Source organism: Pontibacillus chungwhensis BH030062 (assembly GCF_000770675.1).
Taxonomy (GTDB): domain Bacteria; phylum Bacillota; class Bacilli; order Bacillales; family BH030062; genus Pontibacillus; species Pontibacillus chungwhensis.
Genome location: NZ_AVBG01000002.1, coordinates 76,006 through 94,825, shown reverse-complemented (window position 1 = coordinate 94,825; position 18,820 = coordinate 76,006). Strand labels below are relative to the sequence as shown.

17 protein-coding genes are annotated in these 18,820 nt (G+C 43.8%); 16 read left to right on the top strand and 1 reads right to left on the bottom strand.

Going from position 1 to position 18,820, the window contains the following annotated elements; all coding sequences use genetic code 11:
* The first annotated feature begins 11 nt into the window (after positions 1–11).
* From icmF to pyrG, 3 genes are all read left to right on the top strand, one after another.
* Positions 12–3,254 (top strand): fused isobutyryl-CoA mutase/GTPase IcmF, encoded by a 3,243-nt coding sequence (gene icmF, locus N780_RS03320; RefSeq protein WP_036780065.1) that lies wholly within the window; start codon positions 12–14, stop codon positions 3,252–3,254.
* A gap of 289 nt (positions 3,255–3,543) precedes the next feature.
* A complete protein-coding gene (rpoE, locus tag N780_RS03315) occupies positions 3,544–4,116 on the top strand; it encodes a DNA-directed RNA polymerase subunit delta (RefSeq protein ID WP_036780062.1) in 573 nt (190 codons plus the stop codon).
* A gap of 189 nt (positions 4,117–4,305) precedes the next feature.
* On the top strand, positions 4,306–5,904 hold the full coding sequence (gene pyrG, locus N780_RS03310; RefSeq protein WP_036780059.1) for a CTP synthase: 1,599 nt from the start codon (positions 4,306–4,308) through the stop codon (positions 5,902–5,904).
* Between the two features lie 290 nt (positions 5,905–6,194).
* Here the strand turns inward: pyrG and N780_RS03305 are convergent, their stop codons facing one another.
* Positions 6,195–6,707: a DUF2529 family protein gene (locus N780_RS03305; protein ID WP_232299489.1), complete on the bottom strand. Its 513-nt coding sequence runs from the start codon at positions 6,705–6,707 to the stop codon at positions 6,195–6,197.
* Positions 6,708–6,911: 204 nt separating this feature from the next.
* Between N780_RS03305 and N780_RS03300 the strand changes: the two genes are divergently transcribed.
* The 13 genes from N780_RS03300 (at position 6,912) to N780_RS03240 (ending at position 18,799) form a co-directional block, all read left to right on the top strand.
* Entirely contained in the window at positions 6,912–7,271 is a 360-nt protein-coding gene (locus N780_RS03300; RefSeq protein ID WP_036780052.1) for a response regulator, read from the top strand.
* 188 nt (positions 7,272–7,459) lie between these two features.
* Positions 7,460–8,323, top strand: coding sequence for a class II fructose-1,6-bisphosphate aldolase (fba, locus tag N780_RS03295; protein ID WP_036780048.1), 864 nt, complete (start codon positions 7,460–7,462; stop codon positions 8,321–8,323).
* Between the two features lie 173 nt (positions 8,324–8,496).
* Positions 8,497–9,135, top strand: coding sequence for a fructose-6-phosphate aldolase (gene fsa / locus N780_RS03290; RefSeq protein WP_036780705.1), 639 nt, complete (start codon positions 8,497–8,499; stop codon positions 9,133–9,135).
* 77 nt (positions 9,136–9,212) lie between these two features.
* Complete coding sequence (gene murA / locus N780_RS03285; RefSeq protein ID WP_036780046.1) at positions 9,213–10,499, top strand: UDP-N-acetylglucosamine 1-carboxyvinyltransferase; 1,287 nt, start codon at positions 9,213–9,215, stop codon at positions 10,497–10,499.
* Positions 10,500–10,611: 112 nt separating this feature from the next.
* Entirely contained in the window at positions 10,612–11,580 is a 969-nt protein-coding gene (gene glpX, locus N780_RS03280; RefSeq protein ID WP_036780043.1) for a class II fructose-bisphosphatase, read from the top strand.
* A 361-nt stretch (positions 11,581–11,941) separates the two neighbouring features.
* Entirely contained in the window at positions 11,942–13,234 is a 1,293-nt protein-coding gene (gene rho, locus N780_RS03275; protein WP_036780041.1) for a transcription termination factor Rho, read from the top strand.
* 187 nt (positions 13,235–13,421) lie between these two features.
* Complete coding sequence (locus N780_RS03270) at positions 13,422–13,667, top strand: type B 50S ribosomal protein L31 (protein ID WP_036780038.1); 246 nt, start codon at positions 13,422–13,424, stop codon at positions 13,665–13,667.
* Between the two features lie 209 nt (positions 13,668–13,876).
* Positions 13,877–14,494: a thymidine kinase gene (locus N780_RS03265; RefSeq protein WP_036780035.1), complete on the top strand. Its 618-nt coding sequence runs from the start codon at positions 13,877–13,879 to the stop codon at positions 14,492–14,494.
* 272 nt (positions 14,495–14,766) lie between these two features.
* Positions 14,767–15,192: a putative periplasmic lipoprotein gene (locus N780_RS19150; RefSeq protein WP_052114861.1), complete on the top strand. Its 426-nt coding sequence runs from the start codon at positions 14,767–14,769 to the stop codon at positions 15,190–15,192.
* A 215-nt stretch (positions 15,193–15,407) separates the two neighbouring features.
* Positions 15,408–16,478 carry a peptide chain release factor 1 gene (gene prfA / locus N780_RS03255; protein ID WP_036780032.1) on the top strand — a complete coding sequence of 357 codons (1,071 nt, stop codon included), beginning with the start codon at positions 15,408–15,410 and terminating at the stop codon, positions 16,476–16,478.
* Between the two features lies 1 nt (position 16,479).
* Positions 16,480–17,343 carry a peptide chain release factor N(5)-glutamine methyltransferase gene (gene prmC / locus N780_RS03250; protein WP_036780029.1) on the top strand — a complete coding sequence of 288 codons (864 nt, stop codon included), beginning with the start codon at positions 16,480–16,482 and terminating at the stop codon, positions 17,341–17,343.
* Positions 17,344–17,599: 256 nt separating this feature from the next.
* Positions 17,600–18,304 (top strand): stage II sporulation protein R, encoded by a 705-nt coding sequence (gene spoIIR, locus N780_RS03245; protein ID WP_232299482.1) that lies wholly within the window; start codon positions 17,600–17,602, stop codon positions 18,302–18,304.
* A 66-nt stretch (positions 18,305–18,370) separates the two neighbouring features.
* Positions 18,371–18,799 (top strand): GNAT family N-acetyltransferase, encoded by a 429-nt coding sequence (locus tag N780_RS03240; protein ID WP_036780026.1) that lies wholly within the window; start codon positions 18,371–18,373, stop codon positions 18,797–18,799.
* Positions 18,800–18,820 lie beyond the last annotated feature (21 nt).

The window sequence follows — 18,820 nt, the reverse complement described above, 5'->3', positions numbered from 1 at the left end:
AGGGAAACGAAATGGAACAAGCACAAATCTATCAGCCTAAGAACGCCGTTCGTTTTGTAACGGCTTCTAGTTTGTTCGATGGTCACGACGCGTCCATTAATATTATGCGCCGGATTCTTCAGGCAAGCGGGGCTGAGGTGATTCACCTCGGGCATAACCGTTCAGTAGAAGAAGTGGTAAATGCGGCCATTCATGAAGATGCACAAGGGATTGCCATCTCATCATACCAGGGTGGTCACGTTGAGTATTTTAAATATATGGTGGATTTACTTCAGGAAAAAGGTGCCGGTCATATCCGCGTTTACGGAGGCGGGGGCGGGGTTATTATCCCGCGTGAGATTAAAGAACTCCATGAATACGGTGTTTCGAGGATTTTTTCACCGGAAGATGGGCGTCAATACGGCCTTCAAGGCATGATTAACAGAATGCTAGAAGAATGTGACTTTGTTACACCGCTTGAATTAGACGAGGGACTTGCGAGTTTAAAAAATGGAAGTCCTCAGGCCATTGCTCGTTTTATTACGTATGTGGAGAACACCGATCACGAAAATGAGGAAGTGGCTTCAGCTGTTGAGCAATTATTGGCTGAGAAACCTTCACAGGCGCCGATTCTTGGAATTACAGGAACAGGAGGAGCGGGGAAGAGTTCTCTGACGGATGAGCTGATTCGTCGTTTCTTAAATGAGATTCCCGATAAAAAGGTAGCGATTCTATCCGTTGACCCAACTAAGAAAAAGACGGGCGGGGCGCTGTTAGGGGACCGCATACGTATGAATGCGATCTTCTCAGACAGAGTTTATATGCGTTCCCTGGCAACCCGTGACTCTAGAAGTGAACTGTCGAAATCCATTAAAGAAGCGATTGATGTGGTAAAAGTGGCTGGTTTTGACTTAATTATTGTTGAAACAAGCGGTATTGGTCAGGGCGATGCGGCGATTACGGATGTGACGGATCTCTCTATGTACGTCATGACAGCGGAGTTCGGTGCGCCGTCTCAGCTTGAGAAAATCGATATGATTGATTTTGCTGATTTTATTGTTATTAATAAATTTGAACAAAAAGGATCCGCTGATGCGTTAAGGCAAGTCCGTAAGCAATATGAGCGAAGTCACGGTTTGTTCCACCAGGACCCATCAGCATTTCCTGTATATGGAACGATTGCGAGTCAGTTTAATGACCCAGGCACGAACACACTATTTGCTGCGGTGGTTGATAAGCTGAATGAAACGCATCATTGGCAGGAAAGCACATCTTTTGAAAGGGTAACAGATGTGGAGAAGCAAAATCTGATTATCCCACCAGAACGACGCCAATACTTACGCGATATTGTGCAATCTGTTAGGGGGTACCATGAAGAGGCTCATAAACAAAGTGAAGTGGCCAGGAAGTGGTATCAGCTAAAAGGTGCCGTAAGTGTCTTAGAGAATGAAGACTTAAGAGAACAAGTGGATGAAATGGCAGACTTCTATGAGAAAAAGCTCGAACCAGATTTCAAGAAGATGCTAGAAAATTGGGATGAGACGAAGGAACGCTATGCTCAGGATAAGATGACTTTTAAAGTCCGAGATAAGGAAATTACGATGGATTTAAATACGGAAACGTTGTCAGGACTAAAGATTCCGAAAGTCGCGCTCCCTCATTATCAGGACTGGGGCGATCGTCTATTGTGGATGCTGAAGGAAAACGTACCAGGCGCTTTTCCGTTTACAGCCGGAGTGTTTCCATTTAAGCGAAAAGGGGAGGATCCTACTCGTCAGTTTGCTGGAGAAGGCACACCAGAGCGCACAAATCGCCGCTTCCACTACTTGTCAGAAGGCGAGCCAGCTAAGCGTTTAAGCACAGCTTTTGACTCGGTGACGCTGTACGGGGAAGACCCGGATGAGCGTCCAGATATTTACGGCAAGGTCGGCGAGAGTGGCGTTTCCATTTGTACGCTTGAGGATATGAAGAAGCTGTATGATGGGTTTGATTTATGTCAGCCGACAACTTCTGTGTCCATGACCATTAACGGACCTGCTCCGATTATTCTGGCCATGTTCTTTAATACAGCGATCGATCAGCAGCTTGAGCTGTTTAAGGAGCGCGAAGGTCGACAGCCATCCGTTGAAGAACGTGAGCGAATCAGAGAGGAAACGCTATCTGTAGTCCGAGGGACGGTTCAGGCAGATATTTTAAAAGAAGACCAGGGGCAGAATACGTGCATCTTCTCGACAGAATTTGCCCTCCGTATGATGGGGGACATTCAGCAGTACTTTATCGATCACGAAGTGCGAAACTACTATTCTGTTTCTATATCTGGATACCATATTGCAGAAGCCGGAGCGAATCCAATTACGCAACTTGCCTTTACGCTTGCTAATGGATTTACGTACGTGGAGTATTACTTAAGCCGCGGCATGGATATTAACAAGTTTGCTCCGAATCTATCCTTCTTCTTCTCAAATGGACTTGATCCGGAATACACCGTGATTGGTCGTGTGGCCCGTCGCATTTGGGCCATTGTGATGCGAGATAAATACGGAGCGAATGAACGAAGTCAGAAGCTGAAATATCATATTCAAACATCAGGTCGCTCCTTGCACGCGCAAGAGATTGACTTTAACGATATCCGTACAACGCTTCAGGCATTGATCGCTATTCAGGATAACTGTAACTCGCTTCATACGAATTCTTATGATGAAGCCATTACGACTCCGACTGAGGAATCGGTTCGCCGGGCAATGGCGATTCAGATGATCATTAATAAAGAATTTGGCCTGACGAAGAACGAGAATTCCTTGCAAGGATCATTCGTTGTGGAAGAACTAACGGATTTAGTCGAAGAAGCGGTTATGCAAGAGTTTGAACGGATAAACGATCGTGGCGGAGTACTTGGTGCGATGGAGCGTCAGTATCAGCGTGGTAAGATTCAAGAAGAATCGCTCTACTATGAAGGAAAGAAACATAGTGGGGAGTTACCGATTGTTGGGGTGAATACGTATCTGAACCCGAATCCATCATCAGAGGATGACATTAACTCCATGCAGCTTGCCCGAGCAGCGAAAGAAGAGAAGATGCATCAGATTACGTCTCTGCGGGAATTCCAAGGAAAACATCAAGGGGTTACAGAAGAAGCACTGAAGCAATTGAAGGAAGTCGCCGCAAGCGGTGGCAACATCTTCGAAGAGCTCATGAATACCGTAAGAGTCGCAAGTCTCGGCCAAATCACCAACGCCCTATACGAAGTCGGTGGCCAATACCGACGCAACATGTAACAAAAAGGGGAACCTATCCGGTTCCCCTTTCTCACGCTATCGCGCATTAGCGAAGTAAAGCGTGCCAAGCACGCTGTAGTGCAGTAGTGAAGTGAAGGGTGTCTGACACCCTGCTGTGCTGTAGTGTGTTAAAGAGGGTGAGTGGGTTCTTGTGAAAAAACTCAGCGAAACTCTAGCATAAACAATATTCAATTGTTTATAATGTATGATATGGTTGAAAGCGAGCAACGTAGAATTTATACTATTATGTTATGATGAGTAAATATTTGATATAAAGGGAGTGCTGTACGTGAGCTTTAAAAACTATAGCCACGACGAAATTGCTGAAATGTCTATGCTAGAAATCGCGCATGAGATCCTACTTGACGAAAAGCAAGCGCTAGATTTTCAAGACCTATTTAATAAAATTAGCGAGATTAAAGGACTTTCAAAACAAGAGAAAACGGACCGTATTGCACAATTCTATACGGATTTAAATACAGATGGCCGTTTCCTTACCATTGGTTCTAACATGTGGGGACTAAAACGTTGGTACCCAGTAGAACAAGCAGAAGAAGAGATTCAAGCTCCAGTTAAGAAGAAAAAGAAAGCTGCTCCTAAGAAGAAAAAAGCAGCAGCTCCTGTTGAAGAAGAGGAAGACATCGAAGAGGAAGAGATTGAAGACGATCTTGACCTTGATGACGAAGAACTTGACCTCGACGAAGACGGTGAAGAGAATAGTGGCTTAGATGGAGACTACGACTTAGCAGAAGACGAAGATACGGATCCAAGTTACGATGATGATGAAGAAAAGAATCTCTATGATGACGATGAAGAAGATGATGATGAGGAAGAGGAAGAAGAAGAGAACAAAGATTTATAAGCGTTCTTGACTTTCTTACCCTGAGTCAGTATTATTTTATTTGGGCTCTCTAAAAGAGATCGGAATTAATAAGCGCTCCCGTTAGATTTAACGGGAGCGCTTTTCTATTTTATAAAAAGATAATGAAATGTGTAGCATATAAGTATCGAAGACCTCCTAAGGATTAAATAAAGGAAGAGGGATGACGAAATGGCAGAAACGAAATATATCTTTGTAACAGGTGGGGTTGTTTCTTCACTTGGTAAAGGGATTACAGCAGCATCACTTGGTCGTTTATTGAAGAACCGTGGAATGAAGGTAACGATTCAAAAGTTTGACCCATACATTAACGTAGACCCAGGGACGATGAGCCCTTATCAGCACGGTGAAGTATTCGTAACAGAAGACGGAGCTGAAACGGACTTAGACCTTGGTCACTATGAGCGTTTTATCGATATTAACCTTAGCCAATACAGCAACGTTACAACAGGTAAAATCTATTCTACTGTCATCAAGAAAGAGCGTCGTGGTGATTACTTAGGAGGAACGGTGCAGGTTATTCCTCACATCACAAACGAAATTAAAGAGCGCGTTTTCCGTGCTGGTAAAGAAACAAATGCAGACGTAGTCATTACAGAGATCGGCGGAACAGTAGGGGACATTGAGTCTCTTCCATTCTTAGAAGCCATTCGCCAGATCAAGAGTGACATCGGCAAAGAAAACGTGATGTACCTACACTGTACGCTTGTGCCATACATTAAAGCGGCAGGAGAAATGAAAACAAAGCCAACGCAACACTCTGTAAAAGAACTGCGTTCACTTGGAATTCAGCCAGACGTGATTGTTCTTCGTACAGAGAGCGCAATCAGCCAGGATATGAAAAACAAAATAGCGCTATTCTGCGATATTAATGAGAACTCCGTTATTGAAGCTGGAGATGCAGAGACACTTTACGATGTACCACTTATGCTTCAACAACAGCGTCTTGACCAAATCACATGTGATCACTTCGGATTAAAATGCGGCGAAGCGGATATGACAGAGTGGAACGGACTTGTAGATCGCGTGAAGAACTTAAAAGCAGAAACGACAATTGCGCTAGTTGGTAAGTATGTGGAACTGCCAGATGCATATATTTCAGTTGTTGAAGCACTAAAACACGCAGGATATGCATTTGATAGCGATATTAAAATCGACTGGGTAAACTCTGAAGAAGTTACACCTTCAAACGTTGAGGAAAAACTTTCTCACGCTGACGGTATTTTAGTGCCAGGCGGATTCGGTGACCGCGGCATTGAAGGAAAAATCGAAGCGATCCGCTACGCTCGTGAAAAGAAAGTACCATTCCTTGGCATCTGCTTAGGTATGCAACTAGCAACAGTAGAATTTGCCCGTAACGTACTTGGTTACACAAGTGCACACTCTGCTGAAATCGACCCAACAACGGCTCACCCGATCATTGACCTTCTTCCTGAACAAAAGGACGTAGAAGATATGGGTGGAACGCTTCGTTTAGGCGTATACCCTGCGAAATTAACGGCAGGAACACGTACAAAAGAAGCATACGGCGAAGAAGTCATTTATGAGCGTCACCGTCATCGCTACGAATTCAACAATCAATACCGTGAAGAAATGGAAAACCAAGGCTTCCTATTCTCTGGGACAAGCCCAGACGGCCGCCTTGTTGAGATCATTGAACTTCAAGATCACCCTTGGTTCGTCGCATCTCAGTTCCACCCAGAATTCAAATCACGCCCGACAAACCCACAAAGCCTATTCCACGGCTTCATCGGAGCTTGTCAGAAATAAGCAAAAAAGCCTGCCAGGGGTCTGGCAGGCTTTTTCAATAGCACCAGCTTTAACACAGTAAAAGAACAGAGGGTGTCAGACACCCTGCACTGCGGTAAAGCACTAAATGGGGTCAGACACCCTGCACTGCGGTAGAGCGCTAAACGGTGCCAGACACCCTGCACTGCAGTAAAGCGCTAAACGGTGCCAGACACCCTGCACTGCGGTAGAGCACTAAACGGTGCCAGACACCCTGCACTGCGGTAGAGCACTAAACGGTGTCAGACACCCTTCATTACGGTAAAGCACTCTTAGTCGATGTCGTACTCGTCAGTGATTTCTTTGACGGTGACGAAGAGGGCGTGATGGACGTACAGCATTGCGATGGTGCTCGGAAATCCGACGCGTTCCATTTCAAATGGGAGAAGTGGTCCGTTTGCTTTCGTGTCGATAAAGAAATCCGCCTGGTCCTTGGCTGGGTTATCTTCCTTCGTCGCTGCTGCAATAAGGATCACTTCTGCACCCTCATTTTGAACCTTTTGAATAAAGGAGAGAGCCGCTTCATCATCTGCGAATCGAGAAGCAACAATTACACGGTCTAAGTGACTTAACTGAACAGATGGTTCGTACACATATTGCTTCGGTAATGGCTCAGGACCTGAGCGCACCTCTGACTCAATGGCTTCCATTTCTCCAAAGCCCTTCACATAAATGGCTCCATCTCCAACAATAGCTTGCGAGAGGGAACGTGCGACATCTTCTATTTGAAATTCTTCCTTTTCATGAATACCTCTGAAAAGGCCGGTAATTTGAGTAGCTAACATCTTAAGCACCGGCATGCCCTCCTTTTGCTTGAACTCGGTCATATTGTACCGAGTTTTTCGCCCCGGGTAAAATAATAGCTGATAAGGGAATATAAGGGTTTTCTAGAAAAGAAGCAGGAATTAACCATCTTATAGGCGAATTTACATAACGTAGAGACCATACATAACACAAATATGGATGATTGATTCGGATGGAGGGGAACTATGACGAAAACCGTATTGGTGGTTGATGACCAACCTGGAATACGCATGCTATTAAGAGAAGTCATTAAAACACTAGAATATAACGTAATTGAAGCGAAAACTGGGCAAGAAGCAGTCGATTTCGTCAAAGAACAGCACCCAGATCTTATGTTACTGGACTATAAATTACCGATTAAAGATGGTCTTGAAGTACTAAATGAATTACAGTCAGAGGACTATCAAGTTCCAGCTATACTTATGAGCGGTTTAGCAGAGGATGATCTGCAGGGGGCTCACACTCATTCTCTTGTAAAATCAGTTGTTGGAAAGCCTTTTGATGTACAAAAGATTAGAGAGATTATTTTGAATATTTTGCAATAAAACAGTGTTGCAAGGAAATTTTTATATGTAAGCGCTAACGATTGATTGTGTTGTTGCACCAGTGGTACGGACTTGGTATGCTATACATGGAAAAGGTGTTAAATTCCTATATCAGAGAATCGGAACGTATGTCAGTGTATACACTATACGTTGAGATTCTGTGAAAGTATATAAAGGAGGACTAGTCCATGCCGCTAGTATCAATGAAAGAAATGTTAGAAACGGCTAAAGAAAACCGTTATGGTGTTGGCCAATTTAACCTAAACAACTTGGAGTACGCTCAAGCGATTCTTCAGGCTGCTGAAGAAGAGAAATCTCCAGTAATCTTAGGTGTATCTGAAGGCGCAGCACGTTACATGGGTGGCTTCAAAGTTGTTGTATCAATGGTAGAAGCACTTATGGAATCTTACGGTACAACCGTTCCAGTTGCGATTCACTTAGACCACGGTTCTAGCTTCGAAAAGTGTGCGGAAGCGATCCACGCTGGTTTCACATCCGTAATGATCGATGCTTCTCATGATCCACTAGAAGAAAACATCGCTGTTACGAAAAAAGTTGTAGAATTAGCTCACATCCACGGAGTATCTGTTGAAGCAGAACTTGGCCGTGTTGGTGGTCAAGAAGATGACATCATCGTTGACGATGCTGAAGCAGCTTATGCAATTCCATCTGAGTGTAAACAACTTGTTGATGAAACAAACGTTGACGTATTCGCTCCAGCACTAGGTTCTGTTCACGGCCCTTACAAAGGCGAACCAAACCTAGGCTTCGACCGTATGGAAGAAATCATGGGTCTTGTAGACAAGCCTCTAGTTCTTCACGGTGGTACTGGAATCCCAACTGATGACATCAAAAAAGCAATCTCCTTCGGTACTGCAAAAATTAACGTAAACACTGAGAACCAAGTATCCCAAGGTAAAGCGATTCGCGAAGTTCTTGCTGAAAAGCCAGACCTTTACGACCCTCGTAAATACATGGGCCCTGGTCGCGATGCGATTAAAGCAACTGTAATCGGCAAAATGCGCGAATTCGGTTCTTCTCAGAAGGCATAGTAAACAAAAGAGTAACCGCCGTGTAAATCGGCGGTTTCCTTTTATATACAATGAAAACGTTTTATTGATCGAAAGTACTAGTTCATTTGAGCTAAAAGAAAGATCCCGTTCACGAAATGGCGCGTGGACAGGGAGAAAAAACAATGCACACATCATTAGGGGAGGAAATCGACATGAAATTTTTTATTGATACAGCAAACATTGAAGAAATCCGTGAGGCAAACGCATTAGGAATCTTAGCAGGAGTTACAACAAATCCTTCACTAGTTGCCAAAGAGAAAAACGTTTCGTTTCATGACCGTTTAAAAGAGATCACAGACGAAGTAGAAGGTTCTGTTAGCGCAGAAGTGATGGCTGAAGATGCAGAAGGAATGTTGCGTGAGGCAGAGGAATTAGTAAAGATCGCAAAGAATATTACCATTAAGGTTCCCATGACGCTTGAAGGGTTAAAAGCTGTTAAAAAATTATCAGAAAAGGGCGTCAAAACAAACGTCACGCTGATCTTTAATGCCAATCAAGCGCTTCTAGCTGCGCGTGCGGGTGCCACATACGTATCACCATTCTTAGGTCGCCTGGATGATATTGGTCAAAACGGCATGGACTTAATCGCGCAAATCGCCGAGATTTTCGACCGTCACAGCATTGATTCAGAAATTATCGCTGCCTCTGTGCGTCATCCAATGCACGTAACAGAAGCCGCTTTACATGGGGCGCATATTGCCACCATTCCATTGAAAGTCATTAATCAGTTAGTAAAACATCCATTAACTGATCAAGGTATTGAAAAGTTCAAGAACGATTGGAATAAATAAATCGTGCATGAACTTGGAAATATTGTGCAAAATAAGCCTATTAAAATTTAGGCTTTACTGAAAGAAGGGAGTCCGTCATGGAAAAATTACTTGTTGAAGGAGGTCACTCGCTCAAGGGTCAGGTACGTGTCAGTGGTGCAAAAAATAGTGCAGTAGCTTTATTACCTGCAGCTATATTAGCTGAATCACCTGTTACCATTGAGGGGTTACCGAATATATCTGATGTTGACACTCTAAGCCACTTGCTGCAAGAAATCGGAGGACGCGTTTCTAAGCGTGGCCAAGATATCTATATTGATCCTTCAGACATGATCTCTATGCCCCTGCCAAACGGACGGGTGAAGAAGCTTCGTGCTTCTTACTACTTTATGGGGGCGATGCTAGGTCGCTTTAAGAAAGCTGTTATTGGTTTACCTGGGGGATGTCATTTAGGTCCTCGTCCCATTGATCAGCATATTAAAGGATTTGAAGCACTCGGAGCTCAAGTGACAAATGAGCAGGGTGCGATTTACCTGAGAGCGGATGAATTACGTGGGGCGCGCATTTACCTCGATGTGGTAAGTGTAGGAGCTACCATAAACATCATGCTTGCTGCTGTAAAGGCAAAAGGACAAACCGTTATTGAAAACGCGGCAAAAGAGCCGGAAATTATAGATGTAGCGACCCTTCTAACGAGCATGGGTGCAAAGATTAAAGGCGCAGGCACAGACGTTATTCGTATTGAAGGCGTCGACCATTTAAATGGTTGCCAGCATACAATTATTCCGGACCGAATCGAAGCAGGTACTTATACAATTATGGCCGCTGCTAAAGGTGAAGAAGTCATTATTGATAATGTCATACCGCTTCACTTGGAGTCCTTAATTGCCAAGTTAAGAGAAATGGGCATAGTGGTTGAAGCGCGTGATGACCAGCTTCTTGTCAGGCGTTCGAACCCTCTGAAAAGTGTGGATATTAAGACGCTTGTCTATCCTGGTTTTCCGACGGATCTCCAGCAGCCGTTTACGTCTCTTTTAACACAGGCAACTGGGACAGGCGTTGTAACCGATACGATTTATCAAGCACGATTTAAACACATTGATGAACTGCGCCGTATGAACGCAGACATTAAAGTCGAAGGGAGTTCGGCCATTGTGAATGGACCAATTACTCTTCAAGGGGCAAAGGTAAAAGCTAGTGACTTACGAGCAGGTGCAGCTTTAGTCGCAGCTGGTTTAATGGCGAACGGCGTAACAGAAATTACAGGTCTTGAGCACATTGACCGAGGTTATGAGAATTTAGTTGAGAAGCTATCTGATCTTGGCGCTGTGATCTGGCGTGAAAAAATGACTGAAGCCGAAATCGAACAATTTCAAAATTCATAAAGTGTGTTCCATGGAGATGTGGGAAATAACCATCGCATAAACGTGAAGGAGAAGCTCTTGTGGGAGGGAGCTTCTTCGCCGCTCACGTTTACAAACAAGGGGAGGAATTACCATGGAAAGAAGTTTAACAATGGAATTAGTACGCGTAACGGAGGCTGCTGCACTAGCATCAGCTCGTTGGATGGGAAGAGGAAAGAAAGACGAAGCGGATGACGCTGCTACAAGTGCCATGCGTGACGTTTTTGATACGATTCCCATGAAAGGTACTGTCGTAATCGGCGAAGGGGAAATGGACGAGGCTCCGATGCTTTATATTGGAGAGAAACTCGGAAATGGATACGGACCACGAGTGGATGTAGCGGTCGATCCTCTAGAAGGAACGAACATTGTTGCTCAAGGAACGTGGAATGCTCTATCCGTTCTCGCCGTTGCGGATCATAGTAAACTTCTTCACGCACCAGATATGTATATGGAAAAGCTAGCCGTAGGGCCGGAAGCAGTAGGATCTGTTGATATAAATGCTTCCGTAGAAGAGAATTTGAAAGCTGTCGCAAAAGCGAAGAACAAAGATGTCGAAGATGTTGTGGCAATTGTGCTAAATCGTAAGCGACATGAAGGTCTGATTGAAGAGATTAGACAAGCAGGCGCGCGCATCAAGCTTATTTCGGATGGAGACGTAGCAGCTGCAATCAATACAGCATTCGATCATACAGGCGTTGATATTTTGTTCGGAAGCGGAGGAGCACCTGAAGGCGTTTTAGCAGCAGCCGCACTAAAATGTTTAGGTGGAGAGATTCAAGGGAAATTACTCCCGGAGAACACAGAACAAGAAGAACGTTGTATGAAGATGGGTATCGATAACATTCACAAAGTGTTACATATGGATGACTTTTGTGGTGGAGACGACGCCATATTCGCCGCAACAGGCGTAACAGATGGGGAGTTGCTCAGAGGTGTGCAGTTCAAAGGTGTACACGCAACCACTCAAACGATTGTTATGCGAGCGAAATCTGGTACGGTTCGCTTCATTGACGGTGATCATTCTCTGAAGAAGAAACCAAATCTAGTGATTAAGCCATAAATCAAACCAGTAAATGATGATAGAACAAGCGACTGCTTCATCAAGTATGAGTAGTCGCTTACCTATTCACGATCCCTTCTTTAGATCCTCTTACATCAAGATCATTTTGCTCCTTTAAAGGGTGCAGTCATTTTTTTTAATCTAGAGTTGAATAAACAGATGGATTAGGGTTAAAATGATAGTTGTTTAAAAAGCATCCATAAATTATTCGTTTTTTAAACCCCGTTGGCAAACTTCTATTCTAGCTTCTAAAGTCTTCCTTCAATTAAAATGATCCATTTATTACCCATTACAGAAGCTATATTCGAACTGTTTCCTTTCATAGATTATAAAAATAAATAAACGTAGGTGTGGTGATATTGTGTCCGTTTCACTATCCATTTCGCATCTAGAGACATTGAATCTTAAGGAATTATACTCCTTAGCACGTGAATACAAAGTCTCTTATTATGCGAAGCTAACGAAACGAGAATTAATCTTTGCGATCTTAAAGGCGCAAGCTGAAAAAGATGGCTTCCTATTCATGGACGGAATTCTAGAAATTATTCCTTCTGAAGGTTTTGGTTTCTTGCGTCCAATTAATTATTCTCCAAGTGCAGAAGATATTTATATTTCAGCATCACAAATCCGTCGCTTTGATCTTAGAAATGGCGATAAAGTATCTGGTAAAGTACGTCCACCAAAGGAAAATGAACGTTACTACGGCCTCCTTCACGTTGATGCGGTGAACGGAGAAGACCCAGATTCGGCGAAAGAGCGTGTACACTTCCCGGCCCTGACGCCATTATACCCGGATCGCATGATGGGACTTGAAACTGAGACCAAAAAGCTATCAACTAGAATCATTGATCTAATGACACCGGTTGGTTTTGGACAGCGTGGTCTTGTTGTGGCACCACCAAAAGCCGGTAAGACAATGCTTTTAAAGCAAATTGCAAACAGCATTTCTAAAAATCATCCTGATTCAAAATTAATTATTCTTCTTGTGGATGAGCGTCCTGAAGAAGTAACGGATATTGAGCGTTCTGTTCAGGCTGACGTAGATGTTGTAAGTTCAACATTCGACGAAGTGCCAGAAAACCATATCAAAGTATCGGAGCTTGTTTTAGAGCGCGCGATGCGACTTGTAGAGCATAAGAAAGACGTTATTATCTTAATGGATAGTATTACGCGTCTTGCTCGTGCGTATAACTTAGTCATCCCGCCAAGCGGTCGTACACTTTCTGGGGGTATTGACCCAGCTGCGTTCCACCGTCCGAAACGCTTCTTCGGTGCGGCTCGTAACATTGAAGAGGGTGGTAGCTTAACAATCTTAGCAACAGCCCTTGTCGATACAGGATCTCGCATGGATGATGTCATTTATGAAGAGTTCAAAGGTACTGGTAATATGGAACTTCACCTGGATCGTTCCCTTGCAGAACGTCGTATCTTCCCTGCAATCGACATCAAACGTTCAGGTACTCGTAAAGAAGAACTTCTATTGCCGAAGTCACACCTTGAGAAGATCTGGGCAATCCGGAAAACGATGGGTGACCAACACGATTTCGTCGACCGTTTCTTACGTCGCTTGAAATCTTCTAAGAACAACGACGAATTCTTCCAACTCATGGATGAAGAAATGAAAGGGAAGACGAGCTCACGTCGTTCCAACTAGGATTTTTAGCTATTTTAAAGAAAAAGAGTAGCCGTTTTAAGTATTTGAATGGCTGTTGCATTTACCAAGGGCTACTGTTATAATCTCTTTATGTGAGTTTAAGTTCGGCTGGGTCGATCCGGCCAATTAAAAGCTCTTGGAATAACTCTGTTTCCAAAGGATTCAGGGCAAAAAGGAGTGGAAAAGCATGAAGGAAGGAATTCATCCGAATTACCGTAAGGTCGTATTCTTAGATACGAGCTCTGACTACAAATTCCTAACGGGTTCAACGTTACATTCCGATGAAACAGTTGAATGGGAAGATGGCAACACTTACCCACTAATCCGTGTGGAAATTAGCTCAGCTTCACACCCATTCTACACAGGTAAGCAAAAAGCTGACAAAGCTGGTGGCCGTGTAGATCGCTTTAAGAAAAAATACAACCTTGGCTAAGTTGCGATTCGTCGCTTAGTTTTTGGAGATAAAAAACAGGCAAATTGTCTAACCTTTTGCCTGTTTTTTTATGCCATGAATAGCTGTAAGGGTGAATATTCGACCAAATTATAGGCGATTTCCCCCTTTTGACCATAGAGTTTTAATAGTACACATGAAATTGGTACAAGATAAAAAAGGAACGAGGAAGAGAAGGGAGAGACCGGCTTGTGCATGTGATGAAACACAGCGGGTGGATTGAAGTGATTTGTGGGAGTATGTTTTCAGGGAAATCAGAAGAGCTAATCCGCCGCGTCCGCCGTGCTACATACGGAAACCTTTCCGTAAAAGTATTTAAACCAGCGATTGATAACCGTTATGCAGAGGATTCCATCGTAAGTCACAATGGAACGTCTGTCTTAGCTCGACCACTGGAACATTCAACGGATATTCTTGATGTTGTGGATGAAAATGTAGATGTTGTAGGTATAGATGAAGTGCAGTTCTTTGATGAGCATGTGGTTGAGGTTGCTCAAACTCTTGCTGATCGAGGACATCGCGTCATCGTAGCCGGTTTGGATCTAGATTTTCGTGGAGAACCGTTTGGATGTATGCCAACCTTTATGGCAGTCAGTGAATCCGTTACAAAATTATCAGCGATCTGTCCAGTATGTGGCTCCCCCGCAACTCGGACGCAGCGCTTAATTGATGGACGTCCAGCTTCATATGACGAACCGATTATTCTAGTCGGAGCTTCCGAATCATATGAACCTCGTTGCCGTCATCACCATGAAGTACCCAACAAACCCAGGCACGTCGTAAAAGCGACCCAAACCCAAAAATCATAACCAAAAGCCCTTTCCTGCTCAGCGGGAGAGGGCTTTTTTAGCTTTAGCGCTATAAAGCAAAACAGCGTGCCAGACACCCTTTCGCGTAGTAGAGCAGTGCAGGGTGTCAGGCACGCTTTCGTGCGGTAGAGCAGCGCAGGATGTCTGACACCCTTCAGTGCGTTAATAAAGAACAGTTACCTCTTTTTCCTCGATTTACCTACAGAAGATGTATCATAGTCCTTTTGCTTATGGAGAAGCTAAGAGAAACAAGCCGAGAAGGAGGTTTCTCCATGAGAGCAGCTTTAGTGTCAGTAGGTTTGGCCGCAGCAACGTTGTTAAGTGCTTGCGCCTCAAACCCACAAGGAACAGATGAAGTGCGTGATGTTCAATTCTTTGCAAAGAATACGGACTCATTAATGGAACACGAGCCCAAACGCTCCCGTAATTTACAATCCGACAATCCAATGCAGATCAACCAAGTAGGCGAAACTTGGGGACTTAAGAAAGATAAGGAAAAAGTTTTTGAAGCAGTAGATACACTAGAAGGTGTAACGGTTCGGCGTGTTACGTTCAATAAAGATGTTGTCCGTGTTCGAGTTACAGTTGAAGAGGATATCAAGAGCAACGACGAACGAATGGTGAAAGCTAAGAAAATCAAAACCGCCATTCAGCGCGCACTCCCTCGTTACAACATTCGCGTCAAGATCGTTGATTAACTTTAGTGTGCTAAAGGGTGTCAGACACCGTGTAGTGCTTTAGAGTCATAAAGCGGATTATAGAAGGTCAGCTGTATTATGGCTGATCTTTTTACATAGTTAGATGAAGGCGAATAGGCAATGATTAAAAAAATGTGCGTTTATGACTTCTTTTGACTCCCATTATCGCCTATACTATAATTAGAATGTTATGGACAAAAAAGAGGTGGATGCAAGTGTTAGATAGACTTCAAACCTTAGAAGATCGGTATGAAAAACTAAACGAATTGCTTAGCGACCCGGAAATCGTGAGCGATTCAAACAAACTACGTGAATACTCTAAAGAGCAAGCGGGACTTGAAGAAACGGTTCAAGTTTACCGTGAATACAAAGATACTTCAGAGCAGCTTGATGAAGCTAAAGCCATGTTAGAAGAAGATCTTGATGAAGAAATGAAAGAAATGACGAAAGAAGAGATTTCTGAGCTCTCCGAAGAGAAAGAGAAGATGGAAGAGCGCCTGAAAATCCTTCTTATTCCTAAGGATCCAAATGACGATAAGAACGTGATCATGGAAGTCCGCGGTGCAGCAGGTGGAGACGAAGCCGCTTTATTCGCTGGCGACTTATACCGCATGTACTCTCGTTATGCGGAAGCACATGGTTGGAAGACAGAAGTCATTGAAGCTCACGAAAGTGAAGTAGGTGGTTATAAAGAGATTATCTTTATGATCAACGGTAGTGGTGCCTTCTCTAAGCTAAAATTTGAGAACGGTGCACACCGTGTACAGCGTGTTCCTCAAACGGAATCTGGTGGTCGAATTCACACATCTACAGCGACTGTTGCCTGCTTGCCAGAAGCAGAAGAAGTTGAAGTAGATATTAATGAAAAAGAGATCCGCGTTGATACGTTCGCATCAAGTGGACCAGGAGGACAGAGTGTAAACACCACTATGTCTGCTGTTCGTCTAACGCACGAACCAACTGGAATCGTTGCTTCTTGTCAGGATGAAAAATCCCAGATTAAGAACAAAGAAAAAGCGATGAAGATTTTGCGTGCTCGTATTTATGAGAAGTTCCAACAGGAAGAACAAGCGAAATACGATGAAAACCGTAAATCCGCAGTTGGTTCTGGTGACCGCTCAGAGCGTATTCGTACGTACAACTTCCCGCAAAACCGCGTGACGGACCACCGCATCGGTTTAACGATTCAGAAGCTTGATAAGATTCTCGAAGGAAACTTAAATGAGATCACAGAAGCGCTTATTTTAGAAGAACAGACAAAAGCGCTTGCTTCGATCGGAGAATAAAATGGCGAAACACACTATTTGGGAAGCCCGTCGATGGGCTTCCTCTTTTTTAACGGAATACAATCGAGAAACAAATGTAGCAGACTTGTTACTGATGCATTATTTAGAGTGCGTTCGCGCTCAGCTTTTAGCTAACGCGAAGGATGTTGTAGAAGAAGAGATTTTTAATCAATTTCAGCGAGACATCCATATTCATGCTGAAAAAGGTGTTCCTGTTCAGCATTTGATTGGAATCGAGGAGTTTTACGGCCGTGATTTTAAAGTGAATCATCACGTCTTAATCCCGCGCCCTGAAACAGAAGAACTGATTGTCGCTGTTACCAAGCAATTGAGAAGAGAAGGTTGGCATGAACGCAACTTGAACATGGTGGACGTAGGGACAGGCAGTGGAATTATCGCCATTACATTAGCGCTTGAGCTAACAAATGTAGAAATGAGAGCTGTCGATCTGTCCCCCGATGCATTGCACGTTGCAAAGCAAAACGCAGCCACACATAAAGCTGATATAGGTTTCTGTGAAGGAAGCTTTCTTGAGCCTATTATGGAATCAGGGGACAAAATGGATGTAATCGTCTCCAACCCGCCTTACATTCCAGAGGCAGATCGCTCATCCCTGTCAGATGTAGTCGTTAACCACGACCCTGAATTAGCGCTGTTCGCAGAAGATAACGGCTTAGCCGCTTATCGCACCATTGTGAGTCAAGTGCCACACGTGAAAGCAGAAGAAGCTCTTCTTGCTTTTGAAATCGGCCATAACCAAGGAGAAGCCGTCTCGACTATCATTACAGAAACCTTCCCGGATGCAACAATTCATGTCCTACAAGACATCAATCAAAAAGACCGAATCATCCTAGCCTGGCTCTAACCGAGCCAGGCTTTTTCTATATCCACCTCCGCTTTAAAGCACAACAGCGTGCCAGACACCCTTCACCCCAGCACTGTGCCAAAGCGTGCCAGACACCCTTCACTCTAGCACAGTACTAAAGCGTGCCAGACACCCTTTAGTTTGATAAAGTAATAGTTTTTATTTTTAGTAGATTTGTGGGTATAGGGTTTGAGTCCGTTGTTCATACTGTTTGTAAGAGAAAAGGACGAAGCAAAACGAAAAGGGGACGGGGGATATGAATATGTTGAAGAAAGTGAACGTGAAGAAGGCAATTGGCGTTGTGTTGTTGGTGGTTCTTGGTGCAGTGTTATTTCCTTACACGCTTGAAGGGTATAATGAAGCACCAGACCGTGGGACGGATATTCAAGTCATTCCAGATCAAGCGATTCGTTTACGTATTCTAGCAAATAGTGACGGTGATAAAGATCAGGCGATTAAGCGTAAAGTAAGAGATGCTGTGAACGCTGAAATCACTGTATGGGTAGAAGAGTTAACGTCTATTGAAGCAGCTCGTGAGCTGATCCAAAGTCGTTTAGGGGAATTAGAAGAAATTGTGGATAACGTGTTGAAAGAAGAGGGCGTTAAGCAAACTTATACTGTGGATTATGGAAAACAAGTGAAATTCCCAGCTAAACTATACGGGACGTATCTATACCCTGCTGGTGAGTATGAAGCTATTCTGATTTCGCTCGGAAAGGGAGATGGCGCGAATTGGTGGTGTGTTCTATTTCCTCCTCTTTGCTTCCTTGATTTCAACAACGGAACATCAGTAGCTGCGGAGACAACGGATCAACCTGAGCAGTCACAACAACCAGCCCAAGCAGAAGAGTCTAGCGATACAGGAGAGATCGAAGAGAATGAAGTAGAATCAGATGCAGAAGCTGAGCGAGAAGAAGTGGAAGTGAAGTTCTTCTTGACTGAATGGTTTAACTTTTTATAGAAATCTATCATATCCTCTCTAGTACTTCATATAGATGGTATTAAGAACGCTAGGGAGGGAATTGAAATGATTGAACTAACTCATATAAAAGATTATAAACCATCCACAATGGAAGACTTCTTTGGGGATAAAATGGAGGAACTTACCGACCGGGAAAGACTAATGGAACATGGTCATATCGTAACGTTGAATGGAGAGCAGCAAGGGTTTGTAGCCCTGGTTCCTGTTGACGAAGGCTCCATTTGGCTAAGATCACTCTATTTCCAGTCTGGTGTACGACCAGAACTTGTCCTGACGCTTTTTGAAGTGCTACAGCAGCACGTAGAAGAACAAGGGCTTGATAAGCTCTTTGTGTTCAGCCACCAAAAGACACTCGAGCCTTTACTTGAAACGTATCAATACCAACAGATCGACTCATCCGACGTCCCCGTAAAAGATGAAGATCGACCAGCCCAAACAGGGAACTGGTGGTGTTATACATCAAAAGCTGTTTAGTTATTCACACTTGTGGATAAA